The 21,271-nt window shown below is 72.4% G+C and carries 19 protein-coding genes; 16 read left to right on the forward strand and 3 right to left on the reverse strand.

Annotated features, from left to right (window positions below):
• Positions 1–23 precede the first annotated feature (23 nt).
• From AB0L21_RS16565 to AB0L21_RS16595, 7 genes are all read left to right on the forward strand, one after another.
• A complete protein-coding gene (locus AB0L21_RS16565) occupies positions 24–1,046 on the forward strand; it encodes a LacI family DNA-binding transcriptional regulator (RefSeq protein WP_365708720.1) in 1,023 nt (340 codons plus the stop codon).
• Between the two features lie 122 nt (positions 1,047–1,168).
• The gene (locus AB0L21_RS16570) at positions 1,169–2,158 is read left to right on the forward strand and encodes a trypsin-like peptidase domain-containing protein (protein ID WP_365708722.1); all 990 of its coding nucleotides are present in this window, start codon (positions 1,169–1,171) and stop codon (positions 2,156–2,158) included.
• A 25-nt stretch (positions 2,159–2,183) separates the two neighbouring features.
• On the forward strand, positions 2,184–2,408 hold the full coding sequence (locus AB0L21_RS16575) for a hypothetical protein (protein ID WP_365708724.1): 225 nt from the start codon (positions 2,184–2,186) through the stop codon (positions 2,406–2,408).
• Positions 2,409–2,553: 145 nt separating this feature from the next.
• Entirely contained in the window at positions 2,554–3,288 is a 735-nt protein-coding gene (locus AB0L21_RS16580) for a response regulator transcription factor (protein ID WP_103809650.1), read from the forward strand.
• Entirely contained in the window at positions 3,285–4,739 is a 1,455-nt protein-coding gene (locus AB0L21_RS16585) for a HAMP domain-containing sensor histidine kinase (protein ID WP_365784624.1), read from the forward strand. Before AB0L21_RS16580 ends, AB0L21_RS16585 begins: the two co-directional genes overlap by 4 nt.
• Positions 4,740–4,974: 235 nt before the next feature.
• Entirely contained in the window at positions 4,975–5,286 is a 312-nt protein-coding gene (locus AB0L21_RS16590; protein ID WP_365708728.1) for a trypco2 family protein, read from the forward strand.
• Positions 5,287–5,302: 16 nt separating this feature from the next.
• Positions 5,303–10,147 (forward strand): trypsin-like peptidase domain-containing protein, encoded by a 4,845-nt coding sequence (locus tag AB0L21_RS16595; protein WP_365784626.1) that lies wholly within the window; start codon positions 5,303–5,305, stop codon positions 10,145–10,147.
• Here the strand turns inward: AB0L21_RS16595 and AB0L21_RS16600 are convergent.
• Entirely contained in the window at positions 10,131–11,915 is a 1,785-nt protein-coding gene (locus tag AB0L21_RS16600) for a bifunctional metallophosphatase/5'-nucleotidase (RefSeq protein ID WP_365784628.1), read from the reverse strand. The two genes, AB0L21_RS16595 and AB0L21_RS16600, sit on opposite strands and share 17 nt — an antisense overlap.
• A 175-nt stretch (positions 11,916–12,090) precedes the next feature.
• On the opposite strand from AB0L21_RS16600, the gene mshD reads away from it, so the two are divergent.
• From mshD to AB0L21_RS16625, 5 genes are all read left to right on the forward strand, one after another.
• The gene (gene mshD / locus AB0L21_RS16605) at positions 12,091–13,017 is read left to right on the forward strand and encodes a mycothiol synthase (protein WP_365708735.1); all 927 of its coding nucleotides are present in this window, start codon (positions 12,091–12,093) and stop codon (positions 13,015–13,017) included.
• Between the two features lie 93 nt (positions 13,018–13,110).
• Entirely contained in the window at positions 13,111–13,497 is a 387-nt protein-coding gene (locus AB0L21_RS16610) for a GntR family transcriptional regulator (RefSeq protein WP_365708738.1), read from the forward strand.
• Between the two features lie 258 nt (positions 13,498–13,755).
• Positions 13,756–15,993: an RNA degradosome polyphosphate kinase gene (locus AB0L21_RS16615; protein WP_365708740.1), complete on the forward strand. Its 2,238-nt coding sequence runs from the start codon at positions 13,756–13,758 to the stop codon at positions 15,991–15,993.
• Positions 15,974–17,131 carry a CHAD domain-containing protein gene (locus AB0L21_RS16620; RefSeq protein ID WP_365784630.1) on the forward strand — a complete coding sequence of 386 codons (1,158 nt, stop codon included), beginning with the start codon at positions 15,974–15,976 and terminating at the stop codon, positions 17,129–17,131. Before AB0L21_RS16615 ends, AB0L21_RS16620 begins: the two co-directional genes overlap by 20 nt.
• Before the next feature lie 17 nt (positions 17,132–17,148).
• Positions 17,149–17,562 carry an NUDIX hydrolase gene (locus tag AB0L21_RS16625; RefSeq protein ID WP_365784633.1) on the forward strand — a complete coding sequence of 138 codons (414 nt, stop codon included), beginning with the start codon at positions 17,149–17,151 and terminating at the stop codon, positions 17,560–17,562.
• 4 nt (positions 17,563–17,566) lie between these two features.
• On the opposite strand, the gene AB0L21_RS16630 is transcribed toward AB0L21_RS16625, so the two are convergent.
• Positions 17,567–17,752: a hypothetical protein gene (locus tag AB0L21_RS16630; RefSeq protein ID WP_365784635.1), complete on the reverse strand. Its 186-nt coding sequence runs from the start codon at positions 17,750–17,752 to the stop codon at positions 17,567–17,569.
• Between the two features lie 184 nt (positions 17,753–17,936).
• On the opposite strand from AB0L21_RS16630, the gene AB0L21_RS16635 reads away from it, so the two are divergent.
• Positions 17,937–18,800 (forward strand): hypothetical protein, encoded by an 864-nt coding sequence (locus tag AB0L21_RS16635; protein ID WP_365708748.1) that lies wholly within the window; start codon positions 17,937–17,939, stop codon positions 18,798–18,800.
• Positions 18,801–18,917: 117 nt separating this feature from the next.
• On the forward strand, positions 18,918–19,079 hold the full coding sequence (locus AB0L21_RS16640; RefSeq protein ID WP_014673530.1) for a hypothetical protein: 162 nt from the start codon (positions 18,918–18,920) through the stop codon (positions 19,077–19,079).
• 5 nt (positions 19,080–19,084) lie between these two features.
• On the opposite strand, the gene AB0L21_RS16645 is transcribed toward AB0L21_RS16640, so the two are convergent.
• Positions 19,085–19,393 carry a metal-sensitive transcriptional regulator gene (locus tag AB0L21_RS16645; RefSeq protein WP_365784637.1) on the reverse strand — a complete coding sequence of 103 codons (309 nt, stop codon included), beginning with the start codon at positions 19,391–19,393 and terminating at the stop codon, positions 19,085–19,087.
• A 215-nt stretch (positions 19,394–19,608) separates the two neighbouring features.
• On the opposite strand from AB0L21_RS16645, the gene AB0L21_RS16650 reads away from it, so the two are divergent.
• Both AB0L21_RS16650 and AB0L21_RS16655 read left to right on the forward strand, forming a co-directional pair.
• Complete coding sequence (locus AB0L21_RS16650; protein WP_015493282.1) at positions 19,609–20,229, forward strand: DUF47 family protein; 621 nt, start codon at positions 19,609–19,611, stop codon at positions 20,227–20,229.
• 7 nt (positions 20,230–20,236) lie between these two features.
• Positions 20,237–21,235, forward strand: coding sequence for an inorganic phosphate transporter (locus tag AB0L21_RS16655; RefSeq protein ID WP_365708752.1), 999 nt, complete (start codon positions 20,237–20,239; stop codon positions 21,233–21,235).
• Positions 21,236–21,271 lie beyond the last annotated feature (36 nt).

The raw sequence follows: 21,271 nt of genomic DNA on the forward strand, positions 1-21,271 counted from the left end.
GTCAATCCGCGTAGACTCCGCGCGTGGCCAAGGTGACTCGGGATGACGTGGCACGGCTGGCTGGAACCTCCACAGCCGTCGTCAGTTATGTCATCAACAACGGACCCCGGCCGGTCGCCCCGGCAACGCGCGAGCGTGTCCTCGCCGCGATCAAGGAACTGGGGTACCGGCCCGACCGGGTCGCCCAGGCGATGGCCTCCCGGCGCACGGACCTCATAGGCCTCATCATCCCCGACGCCCGCCAGCCCTTCTTCGGCGAGATGGCGCACGCGGTCGAGCAGGCCGCCTCCGAGCGCGGGAAGATGGTCCTCGTCGGCAACACCGACTACATCGGCGAGCGCGAGGTCCACTATCTGCGCGCCTTCCTCGGCATGCGCGTCTCGGGCCTGATCCTCGTCTCGCACGCCCTGAACGACCTGGCCGCCGCCGAGATCGACGCCTGGGACGCCCGGGTGGTGCTGCTGCACGAGCGCCCGGAGGCCATCGACGACGTCGCCGTGGTGACGGACGACCTGGGCGGCGCCCAGCTCGCCGTACGCCACCTGCTGGAGCACGGCTACGACTACGTCGCCTGTATGGGCGGTACGGCGCAGACGCCGGCCGTCGGCGACCCGGTCTCCGACCACGTCGAGGGCTGGAAGCGGGCCATGGCCGAGGCGGGCCTGTCCACCGAGGGCCGGCTGTTCGAAGCGCCGTACAACCGCTACGACGCCTACCGGGTGGCCCTGGACGTCCTCTCCGGCCCCCACCGGCCGCCCGCGATCTTCTGCTCCACCGACGACCAGGCCATCGGCCTGCTGCGGGCCGCGCGCGAGCTGCGCATCGACGTGCCCGGGCAGCTGGCGGTGGCGGGCTTCGACGACATCAAGGAGGCCGCGCTCGCCGACCCGCCGCTGACCACGGTCGCCTCCGACCGCTCGGCGATGGCCCGGGCGGCGGTCGACCTGGTGCTGGACGACGGCCTGCGGATCGCCGGGTCCCGGCGCGAGCGGCTGAAGACGTTCCCCTCGCGGCTGGTGGTGCGCACGAGCTGCGGCTGCGTGTAGCTCCGCCGGCCCGGCCCCGAGCCTCGCCGTCCCGAGCCTCTTTATATCGGGCAAACGAGGTTCTGCCGGGCTTCTCAGGCGGCACTCAGGAAGCTCTCATGGTCACGGGGGACTCTTCTGTCATGACCGAGAGCCAGGGCACCTACGAGCAGCCACACTCCTACTCCGCTCCCCCGAACCCCGAGTGGCCGCCCCCGCCGCCGTACCAGCCGGCGGTCGCGGCCCCCGAGCCCGGGAAGAAGCGCACCCGGGGACCGATGGCCCTGCTCGCGGCCGTCGCGATCGTCGCGGCGGCGGTCGGCGGCGGCACGGCGTACGCCTTCCAGGAGCTGACCGGCAAGGACACGGTCGCCACCGCGGGCAGCACCACCACCGTGGTGCCGTCGAGCAAGAAGGGCGACGTCGCCGCCATCGCCGCCGCGGTCAGCCCGAGCGTGGTCGAGATCAACGCGACGCTCCCGAACGGCTCCTCCACCGGGTCCGGCGTGATCATCACGTCGAACGGCGAGATCGTCACCAACAACCACGTCGTCTCCGGCGCCACCTCGGTCAAGGTGCGCACCAGCGACGGCAAGAGCCACACCGCCGAGGTCGTCGGCACCGACAGCTCCAAGGACCTCGCGCTGATCAAGCTGAAGGGCGCCTCCGGTCTGAAGGCGGCGGCGCTCGGTGACTCGGGCAGCGTCCAGGTCGGCGACACGGTCGTCGCGATCGGCTCCCCCGAGGGCCTGACCGGCACGGTCACCAGCGGCATCGTCTCCGCCCTCAACCGGGACGTCACCGTCTCCACCGACGAGAACCAGGGACAGGGCCAGGGCGGCGAGGGGCAGTGGCCCTTCCAGTTCGGCGGCCGTGAGTTCAACGGCGACACCGGCTCGTCCACCACCACCTACAAGGCCATCCAGACCGACGCGTCCCTCAACCCCGGCAACTCCGGCGGTGCGCTGATCGACGCGAGCGGTCACGTCATAGGCATCAACTCCGCGATGTACTCCTCCGCCTCGCAGGCGTCCTCGTCCTCGGACGCGGGCAGCATCGGCCTCGGCTTCGCCATCCCCATCGACACGGTGAAGTCCGACCTGGCCAAGCTGCGGGCGGGCTCCGACAGCTAGCAACACCGAGTGCAAGGAGCAGGTCATGATCAAGCACGTCCCCCACCGTTTCAGTGAGCGTGGTCCGGCCGGCCTCACCCTGGCCCTGTCCATCGTGTCCGAGCTGCACGTGCCCGTCCCGGCGCCCCGGGCTCCCGAGGTGGCCCCGCCCGTGACGCCGGTCCCCCAGCTGATGGGCCTGCGCACCTCCGCCGCCCGTCCGCACCGCCGCAAGGTCCCGCTGCACCGCCTGAACACGGTCCGGGTCTGACCGGCGCGCGTGTCCCCGGCCCCCGCGCATGGGACGCTGAGAGACACCGCCCACGGCCGGGAGACCCCCACCCCCGGCCGGACGACACCGACCACCGGCCGGGAGACCGGCCTCCCGCCCACCGCACCCCGAGGAAACGCGAGCGATGAGTCCCGCCGAAGGCGACCGTGACCCCCAGCGCATCCTGATCGTCGACGACGAGCCGGCCGTACGCGAGGCCCTCCAGCGCAGCCTCGCCTTCGAGGGGTACGACACCGAGGTCGCCGTCGACGGCGCGGACGCCCTGGAGAAGGCCACGGCCTACCAGCCGGACCTGGTCGTGCTGGACATCCAGATGCCGCGCATGGACGGGCTGACCGCGGCCCGCCGCATCCGGGGTGCGGGGGACACCACCCCGATCCTGATGCTCACCGCCCGCGACACGGTCGGCGACCGGGTCACCGGCCTGGACGCGGGCGCCGACGACTACCTGGTCAAGCCGTTCGAGCTGGACGAGCTCTTCGCCCGCATCCGCGCCCTGCTGCGCCGCAGCTCCTACGCGGCGGCGGTGTCCGCCGAGGCCCAGGCGGACGAGGCGCTCACCTTCGCCGACCTGCGCATGGACCTCGCGACCCGGGAGGTCACGCGCGGCGGCCGGCCCGTCGAACTGACCCGCACGGAGTTCACCCTGCTGGAGATGTTCATGGCACATCCGCGTCAGGTGCTCACCCGTGAGCAGATCCTGAAGGCGGTGTGGGGCTTCGACTTCGAGCCCTCCTCCAACTCCCTCGACGTCTACGTCATGTACCTGCGCCGCAAGACCGAGGCCGGCGGCGAGCCGCGGCTGGTGCACACCGTGCGCGGGGTGGGCTACGTCCTGCGGCAGGGCGGCGCCGAGTGAGGCAGCTGACGCGCCGGTACCGGGCGCTGCCGCTGCGCGCGCGACTGGCGATGCTGGTCGCGGCGGCGGTGGCGTTCGCGGTGGCGGCGGTCTCGGTGACCTGCTGGTTCATCGTGGAGCGGAAGCTGTACGACCAGCTCGACGAGGATCTGCAGAAGTCCCTGCGGAACACGACGCAGACGGACCAGTTGCAGTTCACCCTCGACAACTGCACGGACACCCCGCAGGCCAACAGCTTCCTGCTGCGCGACCGGTACTCCCAGCTGGTCACGGAGGACGGCACGGTCTGTCTCTTCGGGGCAGCCTCGGGCAAGATCAAGGTCACTCAGGCCGACAAGACCGAGATCAAGCACTTCGACCCCAGCATCCTCTACTTCCGCAACGGGAGCGACGACGAGGGCAACGAACTGCGGGTGCTCACCAAGCCCGTCGGCCCCACCGCGACCCTGACCGGTGGGCGCGGACCCAACGTCGGCGTGCTCATCGCCGTACCGCTCAAGAGCACGCAGAAGACCCTCAACGACCTCGCCCTGGTCCTCCTCCTCGTCTCCGCCGTCGGAGTCGTCGGCGCCGGTGCCGCGGGCCTCGCCGTGGCGCGGGCCGGGCTGCGCCCCGTCGACAAGCTCACCGAGGCCGTGGAGCACGTGGCCCGCACGGAGGATCTGACCATCCGCATCCCCGTGGAGGACGTCAGCGAGGACGAGGTGGCCCGGCTGTCCCGGTCGTTCAACTCGATGACCGCCTCGCTGGCCAGCTCCCGCGACCTCCAGCAGCAGCTGATCGCGGACGCCGGCCATGAACTGCGTACGCCCCTGACCTCGCTCAGGACGAACATCGAACTGCTCACCCGCAGCGAGGAGACGGGCCGCCCGATCCCGCCCGAGGACCGCAAGGCGCTGCTCGCCTCGGTGAAGGCGCAGATGACCGAACTGGCCGCGCTCATCGGCGATCTCCAGGAGCTGTCCCGCTCCGAGGAGCAGCGCGGCGAGCGCGTCCAGGTGGTCGCCCTCCAGGACACCGTCGAGGCGGCCCTGCGCCGGGCCCGGCTGCGCGGCCCCGAGCTGTCGATCACGGCGGACCTGGAGCCCTGGTTCGTCCGGGCGGAGCCCTCCGCGCTGGAGCGGGCGATCGTCAACGTCCTGGACAACGCGGTGAAGTTCAGCCCCGAGGGCGGCACGGTCGAGGTGCGGCTCAGCGAGGGCGTGCTGACGGTCCGCGATCACGGTCCCGGCATCGCCGAGGACGAACTCCCGCACGTCTTCGACCGGTTCTGGCGCTCGCCCAGCGCCCGTGCCCTGCCGGGCTCGGGCCTCGGCCTGTCCATCGTCGCCCGTACGGTGAAGCAGGCCGGCGGCGAGGTCTCCCTGGCCCCCGCCCAGGGCGGCGGCACGGTGGCGACCGTACGGCTGCCGGGGGCGCCGACCCCGCCGCCGGAGACACCGGCCGGCTGACCCGGCTCTCAGTCCGGGCGGGGCATGGCGCGCAGGCTGGGGGACTGGAAACCGGCCGCCTCCTGACGGACACCTCGACACCTCTTTTCCACAGCTGTGGACAACGGCCGCGGCGCAGCCGCCGGTACGCACCACCGGCAACCGGCGGCCCCGTACGCGCCGTTCGCCTTCGGCGGGGAATCGCCCGCGGCTACGATGACGGCACGTCAGGACGATCGTCGGGGGAGGCACAACGGTGGAGATCGGGCTCGCGGACGCCCTCAAGGCGCTGCGCGACGAACTGGCCCAGGCCACGCAGGAGGCCGAGGGACACGCGGTGCGGCTCCACGTCGAGTCGGTCGACCTGAATCTCCAGGTCGCCGTCACCGACAGCCTGGAGGCCGGCGGCGGAGTGAAGTTCTGGGTCGTGTCGGCGAACGGCAAGGCGACCGGCACGACGGCCGTCACCCACACGATCTCCCTCCGGCTGAAGGCCGAGACGGCCGACGGCGGCCGGGTGCTCACCGGCGCCGACCCCACCGAGCGAGTGCGCCTGACGGACGGCTGACCGGACGAGGTGACCCATGAACCACCTCGACCGCGTCATACAGGTCGTCGGCCGGGACCCCGCTGACAGTGCCGGCCCGTTCTTCGTGGCATCGGGCGTACTGCTCGCCGACGACCTGGCCCTGACCGCCGCTCACGCGGTACAGGAAGCCACCGACGGCGTCCCCGGCGGCGTCCGGTACGAGGTGCGCCCGTCGGCCGGCGCGGGAAAGCCGCTGCGGGTGTCCCGTGTCGTCCCCCACCCCGGCCGCGACCTCGCCCTCCTGGTCCTCGACCCGGACGGGGCCGCCCCGGAGCCGCTCGGTCCGCCCCTGCGCTTCGCCGAACTGCCGCACACGATCGGCCAGATCGAGGTCCACGCCGTCGGGTTCCCCCGGTTCGCCGTGGAGGGCTCCGGGCCCCGCAGCCACCAGATCGACGCGACCGTCCAGCTCGGCTCCGACCGCACCGGCCGCCAGCTCCAGCTCTCCGTCCTCAGCAGCGACCCGCCACCGGCGGCACCGGGCCGCTCCCCGTGGTCCGGGTTCTCGGGCGCGGGCGTCCTCACCAAGGCCGAGGGCCTGCTGGCGGGCATCGTCACCAGCCACCGCCCCTCGGGCGACCGCCGCACCACCACCGCCACCGACCTGACCGGCCTGGACGACCCCGCGTTCCTGGCCGTCCTCGCCGCGCACGGTGTCGACCCCGCCCCGATCCCCGTCCACCCGCCCGCCCCCGGCACCCCGCACTGGCTGCCGCACCCGGTGCGGACCGTGCTCGCCCGGCAGCAGGCCGAGGCGGACGAACTCCCCCACCGCTTCCGCCAGGACCGCCGCCCACGACGGCTCACCGCGGTGTACGTCCGGCAGGTGCTCAACGCCTGGGAGAACAGTCCCGAGGGACCCGGCGGCAGACCGGAGGGCGCCGAGCACCCGGGGCGTGTGGCACAGAGCGCGGGCCCCCCGCGCCGGCTCGCCGACATCCTGGGCGACGAGAGCGGCCACGTCCTCGTGGAGGCCGGTCCGGGCGCGGGCAAGTCCACGCTGCTGCACAGGTGCGCCCTGGAGTACGGCCGTGCCGCCCTCGCGGCCGGCAGCGGCCGGGGCTGCCTGGTGCCGCTCTGGGTCACGGCCGCCGAACTCGCCGACCCGGCCCACTCCCTGGAGGCGGCGGTGGCGGCGGCGACCGGCCTCGACACCGGCACCGGCACGCTGCCCCGGCTGCCCGCCGGCGCGCGCTGGCTCGTTCTCGTCGACGCGCTCGACGAGGTCCACCACCACCGCCGCGACCGCCTCATCCACCGGCTCGCCGACCACGCCGCCCAGGCCGCCGGCCCCCTGCGTCTGCTGGTGACCACACGCCCCGACCCGGAGGCCACGGCGGAGCTGGCCAGGGCCGGTTTCCAGCGCTACCTGCTCGCCCCCTTCGACCGGCACGGTCTGGAGGAGTTCGCCCGCTCCTGGTTCCGGGACGCCGGACCGGGCACCCTCGCCGCCGACTTCCTTCGGCAGATCGACGACAGCGGCCTCGCCGACCTGCTGCGCAACCCCCTGCTGGCGACCGTCACGGCGGTCGTCTTCGAGAACGCGCCCGACCGGCCCCTGCCCGACAACCGCTGGGGCTTGTACGAGCAGTACCGGCTGCATCTGCGCGCCACCAAGGGCAGGCAGGCGGAGCGCATGTGGCGGGAGCTGGAGGACGGGTGCGCCGGCGCGCGGGCGCGGCGCGCCGTGGCGACGCTGCGCGACCGGCTCGACGAGCTGCTCGGCCGTCTCGCCCACGCCCAGCTCACCGAGGACGTCCGCGACCTGCCGGGCGCGGCACACCGCTGGTGGGAGGAGACGGCGACGGACGACGAGGGGCACCGCTTCGGCGCCGTCGCCCCGGTGGACGGCTGGGCGGACGCCATCACGGAAGCCCTGCTGAGCACCGGGCTGTTCGTACGGCAGGGACGGGACCTCGCCTTCCTGCACACGACGTTCGCCGAGCACATGGCGGCGGAGCTGCTCGCGGACGAGCTGCCGGACTCCTTCGATCTGGGGGCGCGGGCCTGGCGCACCGCGATCGTCACGGCGTCCGGCCGGACCGAGCACCCGCAGCGCGACCTGTACCTGACCGCCCTGGTTCACTACTGTCACCGCCACCGGCAGGGCGGCCGGTCCCTGCTGGACTGGCTACAACAGGGCCCGCTGACCGACCAGATGCTGGCCGCCGAGCTGCTCGCGGCGCGGTGTCCGGCCGAGGGGGTGCACTACCGGCACGTGGTCCAGGCGGTGCGACGCGAGCCGGGGCTCGCCTCCCGTGGGCGCGTGTGGGATCTGCTGTCGCGGATGCGGGACCCGCAGGTGCGGGCACTGCTGGATGACACCGCGCACCGGGAGGGCCCCTGGCGGGCCGAGGCCACGTTCGCGCTCGTGGAACACGACGCGGGGAGCGCGGCCCGGGCCCTGGCACACAGCGCGGACAGCGCGGACGCCCGGCTCCTCTGGCTGGCCGGCACCGCCTATGCGCTGGCCGAGGCACATCCGGCGTACAGGGACACGGCCGCGGACGTGCTGCGCACCGTACTGGCCCACCCGCGCGCCGATCTCTGGGACCGGGCGGACACGGCCAACCTGCTCGCCACCCTGGGCGACGAGTACCTGCACGAGGGAGCCGGCGTCCTGGTGGACCTCATCAACGAGGCCCGGCCCGAGGTCCTGGGGTTCGACAAGGCCGTACGCCATCTGCTGGAGATCGGCGGCGGTTACACCGACCAGGTCGCCCGCAGATACGCCCTCCTGGCCGCCGATCCGCTGCTCAGCGACCACCGGCAGCACACATGGGTGGAGAAACTGATCGCGCTGGGCGAGCCCTATTACCCCCTGGCCGCCGAACGGCTCTCCTCGGTCATCCGGGACCCGCTCACCCACACCCTCATGCGGCTGGAGGCCGCCCGGACCCTGGCCGGGCTGGGGCCCCCGTACCGGGAGCGGGCCGCGCAGGCGCTGCGGGGCTTCATCACCGAGGCGGTCAGCGCGCACCACCGTCACGAGGCCGTCGACCAGCTCGCGCGTCTCGGTGCCCCGTTCACGGGGGAAGCCGCGCAGATGCTGTCCGCCATGTCCGCCAACCCCGGCGTCCCGGCATCCTGGCGCGCCAGGAGCGCCGGGCTGCTGACCGGTCTGGGCCCGGAGTACACGGACCAGGCCGAGCGTGCCTGGCGGGCGCTGCTCGACGACCGGGCAGTCGGCCCGGGACTCAAGGCCGAGGCGGCGGCGGGCCTGCGCCGGCTGAAGGAGCGTGCGGCGCAACCCGCGACCGCTCCGCCACCCGGTCAGGCGATCGGCATGCTGGAGCACGCCACGACACGCGTGGCACGCAGGACCCTCGGCAACCGGCGCTCGTCGCCCGCGCTCAGACTGAGTGCGGCCAAAGGGCTGGCAGCCCTGGGAGAACCGCCTTTCGACGCGGAAGCCGCCGAGGCGCTGCTGACCGTACTCATCGACCGGGACAGCCCGCCGGGATCGCAGGCTGATGCCGCGAACGTACTGCTCCAGCTCGGTGAACCCCACCTGGACCACGCCGGGCGGCGGTTGCGCGCACGCTTCGCCGCGGCGGCCGACACGTCTCCGGATCGGTCGGCCGCCGCGCGAGCGCTGCTCGCCCTCGGCCTGCTCGACCCGCGGAAGGACTTCGAGCCACTGTGCGTGCTTCTCGTCGACACACCCGGGGATTCCTTCTCCTGGGAGAAGCTGCACACCCTCCTGCCCGCCCCGGACGAGTCTCCCGTGCCCGAGCTGGTCCGCGTACTGCGGCACACACTCACCGGCGCCGACGCCCGGCGCCGGCACACCGCGGCGGCATCGCTGCGGCTGCTGGGCTGGTCCCACCTGTCCTCGGTCGCCACCGATCTGGACAAGGAGGCGACGGACGCAGCCTCCACCGGCGAGCAACGGCTGAACGCCGCCCGGGCCCTCCTGGCGCTGAACGGGCCGTGCATACCGGTGGACACCGACGTGCTGCGCGCCGTGGCCGCCGATCGCCGCAGCAGTACCGGCGAGCGTCTGCGCGCCGTGGACATCCTGCTCTGCCTCGACCGCGGGTACACCGGTACCGCGGCCAAGCTGCTCTTCTCCGTGGCCAGGCGCCGGACGACCGGCCATGAGGACTTCCTGCTCGCCGTGACCCTGCTGGTGCTGCTCGGTGACCCGCACCTGCACCTGGCCGTGCGTGCCCTTCGCTCAGCCACGGTGCGCTGGCGCCACGGACCGGATGCGGCCCGGACACTGGCCGCTCTCGGCGCACCCTACGACAAGGCCGCGGCGGACTGCGTACGACGGTCGGCCCGCCGCTGGTGGGCCGGCATCGGCCAGCAGTTGGCCAAGGCCTACTTCCTGAGCGAGATGACCGACCACGTCCCGGACGCGGCACGCGTTCTGCGGAGAGTGGTCCGCCGTCCCTGGACTGCCATGTCCCTGCGTGCCCTGGCGGTCACCGAGCTGGCACACCTGCCTGGGCCGTACCGCGCCGTGGCGGCCGACGCCCTCACCTCGGCGCGGTTCACCCGGCTGAGCCCGTCGCAGCGCCGTGTGGAGGTGGCCGGGTGTCTGCTGGGGCTGGGGAAGGAGTACCACTCCCGGGCGGTCGCGGTACTTCTCGGTGTGATCACGAGCCCCTTCACCGAGAGCGTGGCCATGCGCAACGCGGTGGTCAGTCTCTGGCACCTGGGCGAGGAGTACCGCGAGCCGACCCTGCGGGCGCTGCGCACCGCGTCCGCACGGCGCGGACTGTTCCGGTCCCGTTGGTTCGAGCGGCAGGAGGCGGCCGAGATGCTGGCCGCCCTCGGGGCGCCGCCTCCCGCCGCCTCCACCGGTCCTGCCGGTCCTACCGCACGACCGTGATCCGGTCCGTCTTCGGCGGTGCGATCGGGGACGTGGCCGACGAGTTGGCCGTCAGGTACGTCTCCAGGGCCGTCAGATCGTCCGCGCCGACCAGGTCGCCGGTGCCCTGAGCCAGCGTGGGGAAGCCGTCGCCGCCGCCCGCGAGGAAGCTGTTGGTGGCGACCCGGTAGGTGGCCGACGGGTCGATCGGGGCGCCGTTCAGGCGGATGGAACCGGTGACCACGCGGTCCGCGCCGGACTTGGTGAGGTCCAGGGTGTAGGTGAGGCCGGCGGACGGCTGGAGGATCTTCGGGGCCGCCGCGTTGGCGCCGCTGACCTGCTCCTTGAGGACCTGGATCAGCTGGGCGCCGGTGAAGTCCTGGAGGTTCACGGTGTTGGCGAACGGCTGGACCGTGAAGCCCTCGGCGTAGGTGACCACACCGTCGCCCTCGGCGCCCTTGGCCGCGTAGGTGAGGCCGGCCCGGACCCCGCCCGGGTTCATCAGCGCGAGGCTGGTCCTCGGGTCCAGTTCCCGGCCGTGGGCGAGCTGCGCGTCGGCGATCAGGTCGCCCATCGGGGACTCGGTGCCGGTGTTGTTGATGTCGGCGGAGATCCAGCCGATGGGGCGGTTTCCGATCGGGGCGGCCAGGGTGTTCCAGCGCGAGATCAGGTCGGTCATGTCCGGCGCCTTGGGGACGTCCCGGGTGACCACGTGGTTCGCGGACTTCACCGCCGTACGCGCGATGTCGCCGGTGCGGCGGTCGTACGTCAGCGTGGTGTCGGTGTAGAGGCGGCCGAACGAGGACGCCGAGGTGACCATGCGGGGGCGGCCGGACGGGTCCGGGACCGTGCAGACGTACGCCTGGTGGGTGTGGCCGGTGACCAGGGCGTCCACCGCCGGGGTCACGCTCTTGGCGATGTCCACGATCGGGCCGGAGATGCCGCTGCCCGCGCCCGGGGAGTCGCAGTCGTAGTTGTAGGAGCCGGAGGCCGGGTAGCCGCCCTCGTGGATCAGGGCCACGATCGACTGCACGCCCTGGCGCTGGAGCACCTTGGCGTACTTGTTGATGGTCTCGGCCTCGTCCTTGAAGGTCAGGCCCTTGACGCCGTCGGCGGAGACGATGCCCGGGGTGCCCTCCAGCGTGACCCCGATGAAGCCGATCCTGACGTCCTTCTTCTTCCAGACCCAGTACGGCTTGAGGACCGGCCTGCCGGTCTTGTCGTCCAGGACGTTCGCGGCCAGGTACGGGAAGTCCGCGCCCTCGAACTCCTGGTCGGTGTAGCAGCCGTCCTTCGGGTGGCAGCCGCCGTTCTGCAGGCGGGCCAGTTCCCGCGCGCCCTCGTCGAACTCGTGGTTGCCGACCGAGGTGACGTCCAGGTCCAGCTTGTTCAGCGCCTCGACGGTGGGCTCGTCGTGGAAGAGGCCCGACAGCAGCGGGGAGGCGCCGACCAGGTCGCCGCCGGCCGCGGTGATCGAGTACGGGTGGCCCGTGCGGGCCTGACGGAGGTGGGTCGCGAGGTACTCGACACCGCCCGCGTCGACCGTCTTCGTCGTGCCGTCCGGCTGGAGTTCGGTGACCCGGCCGGAGGAGCCGGACGGGGGTTCCAGGTTGCCGTGCAGGTCGTTGAAGGAGAGCAGCTGGACGTCCTCGTAGCGGCCCGGACGGTGCTGGCTCTCGTGCGCGTCCGCCGGGAGCGCGGCGGTCAGCGCCGCGGCCGTGGCGAGAGAGGCTGCGCTCGCGAGAAGGGCGTACGTACGACGTCTGGTGCGCCGGGGCGCGGCTGGCATGGGACCCCCCTGTGGGTCGGCTGTGGTGGCTCGGCGCAGCCTAAAGTCAACGCGCGTAGCACGACAGGGGGTTCATGGTTACATCCTGGTTTCCCTTTGCCGATGCCTTTACCGGTGCTCCCGCCGTGGCCGATGTGCCGGGAATTCGCCCCGGCCGCCCCGTACCCTCATACGCATGAGCAGCGACGACACCGTACGGGGTTTCCCCGCCCGCTCCATCGAGACCTACTCCGCGCTCACTCCCGACCGGGCCGAGGCCGTGCTGCGCCTGCTCGGCGAGGCCGCCCGGGTCGACGGGCAGCAGCCGGTGTCCGAGCAGGGCCGGCTGCAACTGCGCGGCGGAGCCCGCGAGGGCGTCTCGCATCTGCTGCTGACCGTCGACGGCGAACTCGTCGGCTACGCCCAGCTGGAGGACACCGACCCGGTGGAGGCGCCGGCCGCCGAACTGGTCGTGCATCCCGCGCACCGCGGGCACGGCCACGGCCGGGCGCTCGGCTCGGCCCTGCTCGCCGCCTCCGGCAAGCGGCTGCGGGTGTGGGCGCACGGCGGGCATCCCGCCGCGCGGCACCTCGCCCAGGTGCTCGGGCTGACGCTGTTCCGCGAACTGCGCCAGATGCGGCGGTCGTTGACCGACCTGGAACTGCCCGAGCCGGTGCTCCCGGAGGGCGTGACCGTGCGCGCCTTCGTGCCCGGCAAGGACGACGCGGCCTGGCTCGCCGTGAACGCCGCCGCCTTCGCCCACCACCCGGAGCAGGGCTCGCTGACCCAGCGGGACCTGGACGACCGCAAGGCCGAGCCGTGGTTCGACCCGGCCGGGTTCTTCCTCGCCGAGCGGCGCGGCGAGCTGATCGGCTTCCACTGGACGAAGGTGCACGCCGAGGAGGGGCTGGGCGAGGTGTACGTCCTCGGGGTCCGGCCCGGTGAACAGGGCGGCGGTCTCGGCAAGGCCCTCACCACGATCGGGCTGCGCCACCTGGCCGCCCAGCAGCTGCCGACCGCGATGCTCTACGTCGACGCCGACAACAAGGCGGCGGTGTCGGTGTACGAGCGCCTGGGCTTCACGGTCCACGAGACGGACCTGATGTACCGCACGGAAACCTGACATCTCCGCACGAGAGGGGCGGCCGTCTTGACGGCCGCCCCTCTTTTGCACCACCCTTCCACTACTCAATTAGTGAAAGGGTGGTTGTACCCGATGGTCGAGTACCGCATCGACCGGCACAGCGGCGTGGCCACCTACGTGCAGATCGTCCAGCAGACCAAACAGGCCCTCCGTCTGGGCCTGCTGCGGCCGGGCGACCGGCTGCCCACCGCCCGCGAGGTGGTGGAGGCCACCGCCATCAACCCCAACACCGTCCTGAAGGCGTACCGCGAACTGGAACGCGAAGGCCTGGTGGAGGCGCGGCGCGGCCTCGGCACCTTCGTCCGGCGGTCCCTGGGCACCACCCCCGCCGACTCGCCGCTGCGCGGCGAGCTGGAGGAGTGGGCGGACCGCGCCCGCGCCGCCGGGCTGGAGCGGGACGACGTGGCCGCACTCTTCACCGCCGTACTCGACACGCACTTCCAGGGAGACCCGACATGAGCAGCGACACGGCGTTGACGGAGACGCACCGGACCGGCGTTTTCGCATCCGGGAACCCCTTCGGGCCGCTCCCCGCTATCCCGCACGTCATGTCGCCGTAACCATTGATTCAGCCAGGCTTGCGACGCTCGGCCAATGAAGCCCGCCGTGCCAGAGCCTTCGCCGCCCCCCGAGGGGCCCGCGGGGAACGGGGCCGTCACGCTCCCGCCCGCACGTTCCGACGCGCTTGTGTCACCCGTTGCGCGGAAGAATGGGTTCATGAGTCAGCAAGACACCCAGGCAGAGGTACAGCACCCCCAGCCCTCCGTGGGCTCCATCGCCGCGCACCGCCAGCACGCCGTGGCCGCCGTGGTCTCCGACCTGGAACCCGATCTCGACGCGGGCCTCGACACCTACGAGGAGGCGCCGACCGACGGCGCGCCCCTGCCCCAGGGTCGTTTCCTCGACCGGGAGCGCAGCTGGCTCGCCTTCAACGAGCGCGTCCTGGAGCTGGCCGAGGACCCGAACACGCCGTTGCTGGAGCGCGCGAACTTCCTCGCGATCTTCGCCAGCAACCTGGACGAGTTCTTCATGGTCCGGGTGGCCGGTCTGAAGCGCCGTATCGCCACCGGCGTCGCCACCCGCTCCGCCTCCGGCCTCCAGCCGCGCGAGGTACTGGAGATGATCTGGGCCCGCTCCCGCGAGCTGATGGCCCGGCACGCCGCCTGCTACCACGAGGACGTCGCCCCCGCGCTCGCGGACGAGGGCATCCACCTGGTCCGCTGGTCGGAGCTGACCGACAAGGAGCAGGCCCGGCTCTTCACGCTCTTCCGGCACCAGATCTTCCCGGTCCTCACGCCGCTGGCCGTCGACCCCGCGCACCCCTTCCCGTACATCTCCGGCCTCTCCCTGAACCTGGCCGTCGTGGTACGGAACCCGGTCAGCGGCCACAAGCACTTCGCGCGCGTGAAGGTGCCGCCGCTGCTGTCCCGCTTCCTGGAGGCCTCCCCCGGCCGGTACGTCCCCATCGAGGACGTCATCGCGGCCCCCAACCACCTGGAAGAGCTGTTCCCGGGCATGGAGATCCTTGAGCACCACGCCTTCCGGATCACCCGCAACGAGGACCTGGAGGTCGAGGAGGACGACGCCGAGAACCTCCTCCAGGCCCTGGAGAAGGAACTCATGCGGCGCCGCTTCGGCCCGCCGGTGCGCCTGGAGGTCGAGGAGTCCATCGACCGCGAGGTGCTGGACCTGCTGGTGCGCGAGCTGAAGATCTCCGAGGCGGAGGTGTACCCGCTGCCCGGCCCGCTGGACCTCACCGGCCTCTTCCGCATCCACAGCCTCGACCGGCCGGAGCTGAAGTACCCGAAGTTCGTCGCCGGCACCCACCGCGACCTCGCCGAGGTCGAGTCGGCGTCCGCGCCCGACATCTTCGCGGCGCTGCGCGCCCGGGACGTGCTCCTGCACCACCCGTACGACAGCTTCTCCACCTCCGTGCAGGCGTTCCTGGAGCAGGCGGCGGCCGACCCGGACGTCCTCGCCATCAAGCAGACCCTGTACCGCACCTCCGGCGACTCCCCGATAGTCGACGCGCTCATCGACGCCGCCGAGTCCGGCAAGCAGGTCCTCGTCCTGGTCGAGATCAAGGCCCGCTTCGACGAGCACGCCAACATCAAGTGGGCGCGCAAGCTGGAGGAGGCCGGCTGCCACGTCGTCTACGGCCTGGTCGGCCTGAAGACGCACTGCAAGCTGTCGCTGGTGGTCCGCCAGGAGGGCGACACCCTGCGCCGCTACAGCCACGTCGGCACCGGCAACTACCACCCGAAGACGGCCCGCCTGTACGAGGACCTCGGTCTGCTCACCGCCGACCCGCAGGTCGGCGCGGACCTCTCCGACCTCTTCAACCGGCTGTCCGGCTACTCGCGCCGCGAGACCTACCGCCGCTTGCTGGTCGCGCCCAAGTCCCTGCGGGACGGCCTGATCTCGCGGATCGACAAGGAGGTCCAGCACCACCGTGCGGGCCGTCCGGCCTTCGTCCGGATCAAGGTCAACTCGATGGTGGACGAGGCGGTCATCGACGCCCTCTACCGGGCCTCCCAGGCGGGCGTGCCGGTCGACGTCTGGGTGCGGGGCATCTGCGCCGTCCGCCCGGGCGTCACGGGCCTGTCGGAGAACATACGGGTCCGCTCGATCCTCGGCCGCTTCCTCGAACACTCCCGGGTGTTCGCCTTCGGCAACGGCGGCGAACCCGAGGTGTGGATCGGCAGCGCCGACATGATGCACCGCAACCTCGACCGCCGGATAGAGGCCCTGGTCCGGGTGGTCGACCCCGGCCACCGCGCAGCCCTCAACCGGCTGCTGGACACCGGCATGTCCGACAGCACCGCCTCCTGGCACCTCGGCCCGGACGGCGAGTGGACGCGGCACGCGACCGACACGGACGGCCAGCCCCTGCGCAACGTCCAGGAGATGCTCATAGACGCCCGGAGGCGCCGGCGTGGCACAGCAACACCTTGACCCGACGGACCCCACGGCCGCGGCGGTGACGGGGGACGCCCTCGCGGGCTACCTGCGCGCCCAGGCCACGGAGTTCCTCCGCGCCCTGCGCCTGCACCGGGAGACGGGCGGGGGCACGGCGAACGGCGCGGAGGAGTTCGACGCGGCCCGCCTCCTGCGCCGCTCGGCCCGCCGCATCAGCGCCAGCCTGCACACCTTCCGCCCGCTCCTGGACCCCGACTGGTCGGAGGAGATGCGCCCGGAACTGGCCTGGCTGTCCGGCACGCTGGGCCTGGAACACGCCTACGAGGCCCGCCTGGAACGCCTGTTGCTGGCGTTGCACCGGCTGTCGGGAGCGGCCGTCCTGCCCGCACAGGCGGCGGACGTCGCCGTGGCCGCGGGCGGCCGAGCGGGCCCGGGCGACACGGCAGCCGCCGTAGCCGCGGGCGGTCGTGCCGCTGGGGCGGCACGGGTGGGCGCAGCGGCACGCATCGGCACCGGTGGCCCGGCCGGCGCGACGGCGACGACAGAGCGCGGCAACCTCACCGTAGGCGCGGCGAAGGCAGGCGCCCTGCTCGAACGCCAGCTCACCCTCGCCCGGACAAGGGCCCACTCCACGGCGCTCCAGGCCCTCGGCTCCTCCCGCTTCCACGCCGTGGCCGACAAGGTCGCCGTACTCGCCAGCGAGGTCCCCCTCACCCCCACCGCCCCCACCACCGCCCTGCGCCCCCTCGCCGCCGCGGCCGAGGAGCGCCTCTCGGACGCCGTCACCGCGCTCCCCCTGGTCACCGCCGGCCACCCCTACAACGCCGAGGCCCTGGTCCACGGTCTGGCCCCGGACCCGTCACCGCACCCCCAGGACGGCCCCTGGCACCAGGTACGCCTGCTGCTGCGCCTGCACCGGTACGCCCGCGAGGTGCTGCACGGCGGCAACGCCCCGGTGGACGTACGGCTGCTGACGGCGGGCCAGGCGCTGAACCGGCACCGGGACGCCTCGGAGGCGGCGGCCGCGGCGGCGCAGGCGGCCCGCACTCCCCGGATCACCCCGGCGACGGCGTACGCGCTCGGTGTCCTCCACGCCGACCAGCGGCACGAGGTGGAGGCGGCCCGGTTCGCGTTCCAGCAGGCGTGGCAGAAGCAGACCGTCCACGCGCCCTGACCCCCCGAGGAGGCGGTGTGAACGACACCGTGGTCCAGGCGGCCGGCTGTGTGCTGTGGCGCCGCTCCCCGGTCTCCGGCGACCTGGAGATCTGTCTGGTCCACCGGCCGAAGTACGACGACTGGTCCCACCCCAAGGGCAAGCTGAAGCAGGGGGAGGACCCGCTCGCCGGCGCCCTGCGCGAGGTCGCGGAGGAGACCGGGTGCACGGCCGAGCCGGGCGGCGAGCTGCCGACCCTGCGCTATACGGCCAACGGCCGCCCGAAGCGGGTGCGGTACTGGGCCGCGGAGGCGGTTTCCGGCCACTTAACGCCGAACGACGAGGTGGACCGCATCCTGTGGCTGGCCCCGACGGCGGCCCGCGACCGGCTGACCCAGCCGCGCGACGGGGACCTGGTGGACGCGCTCCTGCGGGCCCTGGAGCGCCGGTGACGGCTCACAGGCCCGTCGTGTGCCCCTCCGCGTCCGTGCGGGCCTGGCTGCGGGCCCGGCGGGCGGGGCCGCGCCAGCCGCAGCTGCATCTGGCCACGCAGAAGGGTCCCTGCTCGGTAGTCGTCGTGAGATGTTCCTGCCCGGACCGGGCGCGTTCCGGCCCGTTCTCCGGTACCGCGGTGACTGCCACGCCGCCAACGGTACCCAGCACCGGCTGAAGAGTCGGTCTCGCTCCCGTCGGCCTCGGTCCCGCTTCCGTCGGCCCGGCGCGGCCCCGCCGCCGCTCCCGGCGGCGCGTGACGGCACCCCCCACCCGTCGTTATCCGGACGACAGGGGGCCCGTGACGGAGACACCGGCTGGGGGTAGGCAGGCGATGGATCGGCGGCAGCACAGGCGCGCGGGCGGGACGGTCGTCGCGGTGGGCGTCCTCCTCGCCCTCGGCACGGGCGCCACGGGCTGTTCGGGCAGCGGGGCCGCCGCCGAGGACGTCAAGGGCGCGGGCGACCCCGTCACCACCCTGCACCGGGCCGCCGACGCGCTGCGGGACGCGGGCAGTTCCAAGGCCGGCACCTCGATGGAGATGGCCACGGGCGGCACCCGGGTCACCATCCGCGGCAAGGGGGTCTACGACTACCGGCGCCGCCTCGGCCGGCTCACGGTGGTGCTGCCCGAGGACCCCACGGGCACCTCCGAACACCGGCCCATCACCGAACTCCTCACCCCCGGCGCGCTGTTCATGAAGAACCGGGGTGCGGGCGTACCCGCCGACAAGTGGGTGCGGGTGGAGACCGCGACGCTGTCCGACGGCAATCTGGTCACCGGCGGCGCGACCGACCCGTACGCGGCGGCCGAGGTGCTGCGCGGGACGCGGGAGGCGGTCTTCGTCGGCCGGACCGAGGTCGCCGGGACGGCGGTGCGGCACTACCGGGGCACCGCCGACCTGCGCCGCGCGGCCCGGTACGCCTCCGCCGCGGACAGGGCGGCCCTGGCCGCGGCGGCGAAAGGGTTCGCCACGGCCGAGGTGCCGTTCGACGCGTACCTGGACGACCAGGGCCGCATCCGCAAGCTGCGGCAGCGCTTCAGCTTCGTCAACGGCCGCCAGAAGGCCACCGTGGCGGTCGCCTCGACCCTGCTGCTGTACGACTTCGGCGCCCCCGCCGACGTCCGGCTGCCGGCCCCGGCGGACATCTACGCGGGCCGGATCGCCCAGGAGGCCGGCACCGGCGGCGGGGCCTGAAACCGGCCAGTCACTAGTCCGGGACGCCACCCCGTAAGTAGCCCGTCCGTGCCATGCGCGGTGTGTAGGGCGCTGCCTACTCTAGGGAGCGGTGACGACTGGGAAGAGGTGAGGCGGGTGGCTGCGGTCGGCGGCACGGCGGTTCAGGACCACGTGGCCCTCGCCGAGATCGAGCTGTGCGGAGAGCTGATCATCGCGGCCTCGGCGGCCGAGGACCGGCTCAGCCTGGAGAGCATCGACGAGGTGCTGCGGGTGGCCGAGGAGCGGAACGCGGCCTGAGCGGCTCAGCTGCGCAGCAGCCGGCCGATCGCCTTCGTCGCCTCGTCCACCTTGGCGTCGATATCGTCACCGCCCTTGAGGGCCGCGTCCGCGACGCAGTGCCGCAGGTGCTCCTCCAGCAGCTGGAGCGCGAAGGACTGCAGGGCCTTCGTGGAGGCGGAGACCTGCGTGAGTATGTCGATGCAGTACGTGTCCTCCTCCACCATCCGCTGCAGGCCGCGGATCTGGCCCTCGATCCGGCGCAGCCGCTTGAGGTGCTCGTCCTTCTGCTTGTGGTAGCCGTGCGTGGCGCCGGCCTCGGTCGTCGTCGTCATCGCGGGCCTCCGTCTCGGGACGAGCAGGGGACAAAAAGGACACATACCCCTACTGGGTATATGGTAACGAACTTTCCGGGGTAGAGGGCCCTTCGTACGCCCCCGTGCTGATCACGCTGCTCGATGGGCGACACTGGGATACGGCCCATTAGCCGTGGCCGGATGATGCGCCTAGCATCAGCCTGACCGAAACCGAAGCACCCCGAGGACCCCACGTGCGCTTTCGTCTGACCCCCAGGGAGACGAGCTTCTACGACATGTTCGCCGCGTCCGCGGACAACATCGTCACCGGCTCGAAACTCCTGATGGAACTGCTCGGGGCGGACTCCTCCGCCCGGGCCGAGATCGCAGAGCGTATGCGGGCCGCGGAACACGCAGGTGACGACGCCACGCACGCGATCTTCCACCAGCTGAACTCCTCGTTCATCACGCCGTTCGACCGGGAGGACATCTACGCCCTCGCCGGTTCCCTGGACGACATCATGGACTTCATGGAGGAGGCCGTCGACCTGGTCGTCCTCTACAACGTCGAGGAACTGCCGAAGGGCGTCGAGCAGCAGATCGAGGTCCTGGCCAGGGCCGCGGAGCTGACGGCGGAGGCCATGCCGAACCTCCGCACCATGGACAACCTCACCGAGTACTGGATCGAGGTCAACCGGCTGGAGAACCAGGCCGACCAGATCCACCGCAAGCTGCTCGCCCACCTCTTCAACGGCAAGTACGACGCGATCGAGGTGCTGAAGCTCAAGCAGATCGTGGACGTCCTGGAAGAGGCGGCGGACGCGTTCGAGCACGTGGCGAACACGGTGGAGACCATCGCCGTCAAGGAGTCCTGAGGCGTCGATGGACACCTTCGCCCTGGTCGCGACCATCGCGGTCGCGCTCTTCTTCACGTACACGAACGGTTTCCACGACTCGGCGAACGCGATCGCCACGTCGGTGTCGACGCGGGCGCTGACCCCGCGGGCGGCCCTCGCCATGGCGGCCGTGATGAACCTCGCCGGTGCCTTCCTGGGCTCCGGCGTCGCCAAGACGGTCAGCGAGGGCCTGATCGAGACGCCCCGGGGCTCGACCGGCATGGGCATCCTCTTCGCGGCCCTGCTCGGCGCGATCGTCTGGAACCTGGTCACCTGGTACTTCGGCCTGCCGTCCTCCTCCTCGCACGCCCTGTTCGGCGGCCTGGTGGGCGCGGCGCTGGCGGGCGGTACGACGGTGATCTGGCACGGGGTCGTCGACAAGGTCATCATCCCGATGTTCGTGTCCCCGGTCGTGGGCCTGATCGTCGGCTACCTGGTCATGACGGCAATCCTGTGGATCTTCCGCCGGGCCAACCCGCACAAGGCCAAGCGCGGCTTCCGCATAGCCCAGACGGTCTCGGCGGCCGGCATGGCCCTGGGCCACGGCCTCCAGGACGCCCAGAAGACGATGGGTGTCGTCGTCATGGCACTGGTGATTTCCGGCCACGAGACGTACGGCGACCCAATCCCGGTCTGGGTGAAGATCGTCTGCGCGATCATGCTGTCCCTCGGCACCTACGCGGGCGGCTGGCGGATCATGCGTACGCTGGGCCGCAAGATCATCGAGCTGGACCCGCCGCAGGGCTTCGCCGCCGAGACGACCGGCGCCTCGATCATGTTCACCACGGCGTTCCTCTTCAAGGCGCCGATCTCCACGACCCACGTCATCACCTCGGCCATCATGGGCGTGGGCGCGACCAAGCGCGTCAACGCCGTCCGCTGGGGCGTGGCCAAGAACATCATCCTGGGCTGGTTCATCACGATGCCGGCAGCGGCCCTGGTAGCCGCCCTGGCCTTCGGGCTGGTCAAGCTGGTGGCGCTGTAGCCGGGCCCCACGCCTTCCAGCCGCAGTGGGCCCGCC

It is taken from the genome of Streptomyces sp. NPDC052721, assembly GCF_040678315.1.
In the GTDB taxonomy this organism is placed as follows: domain Bacteria; phylum Actinomycetota; class Actinomycetes; order Streptomycetales; family Streptomycetaceae; genus Streptomyces.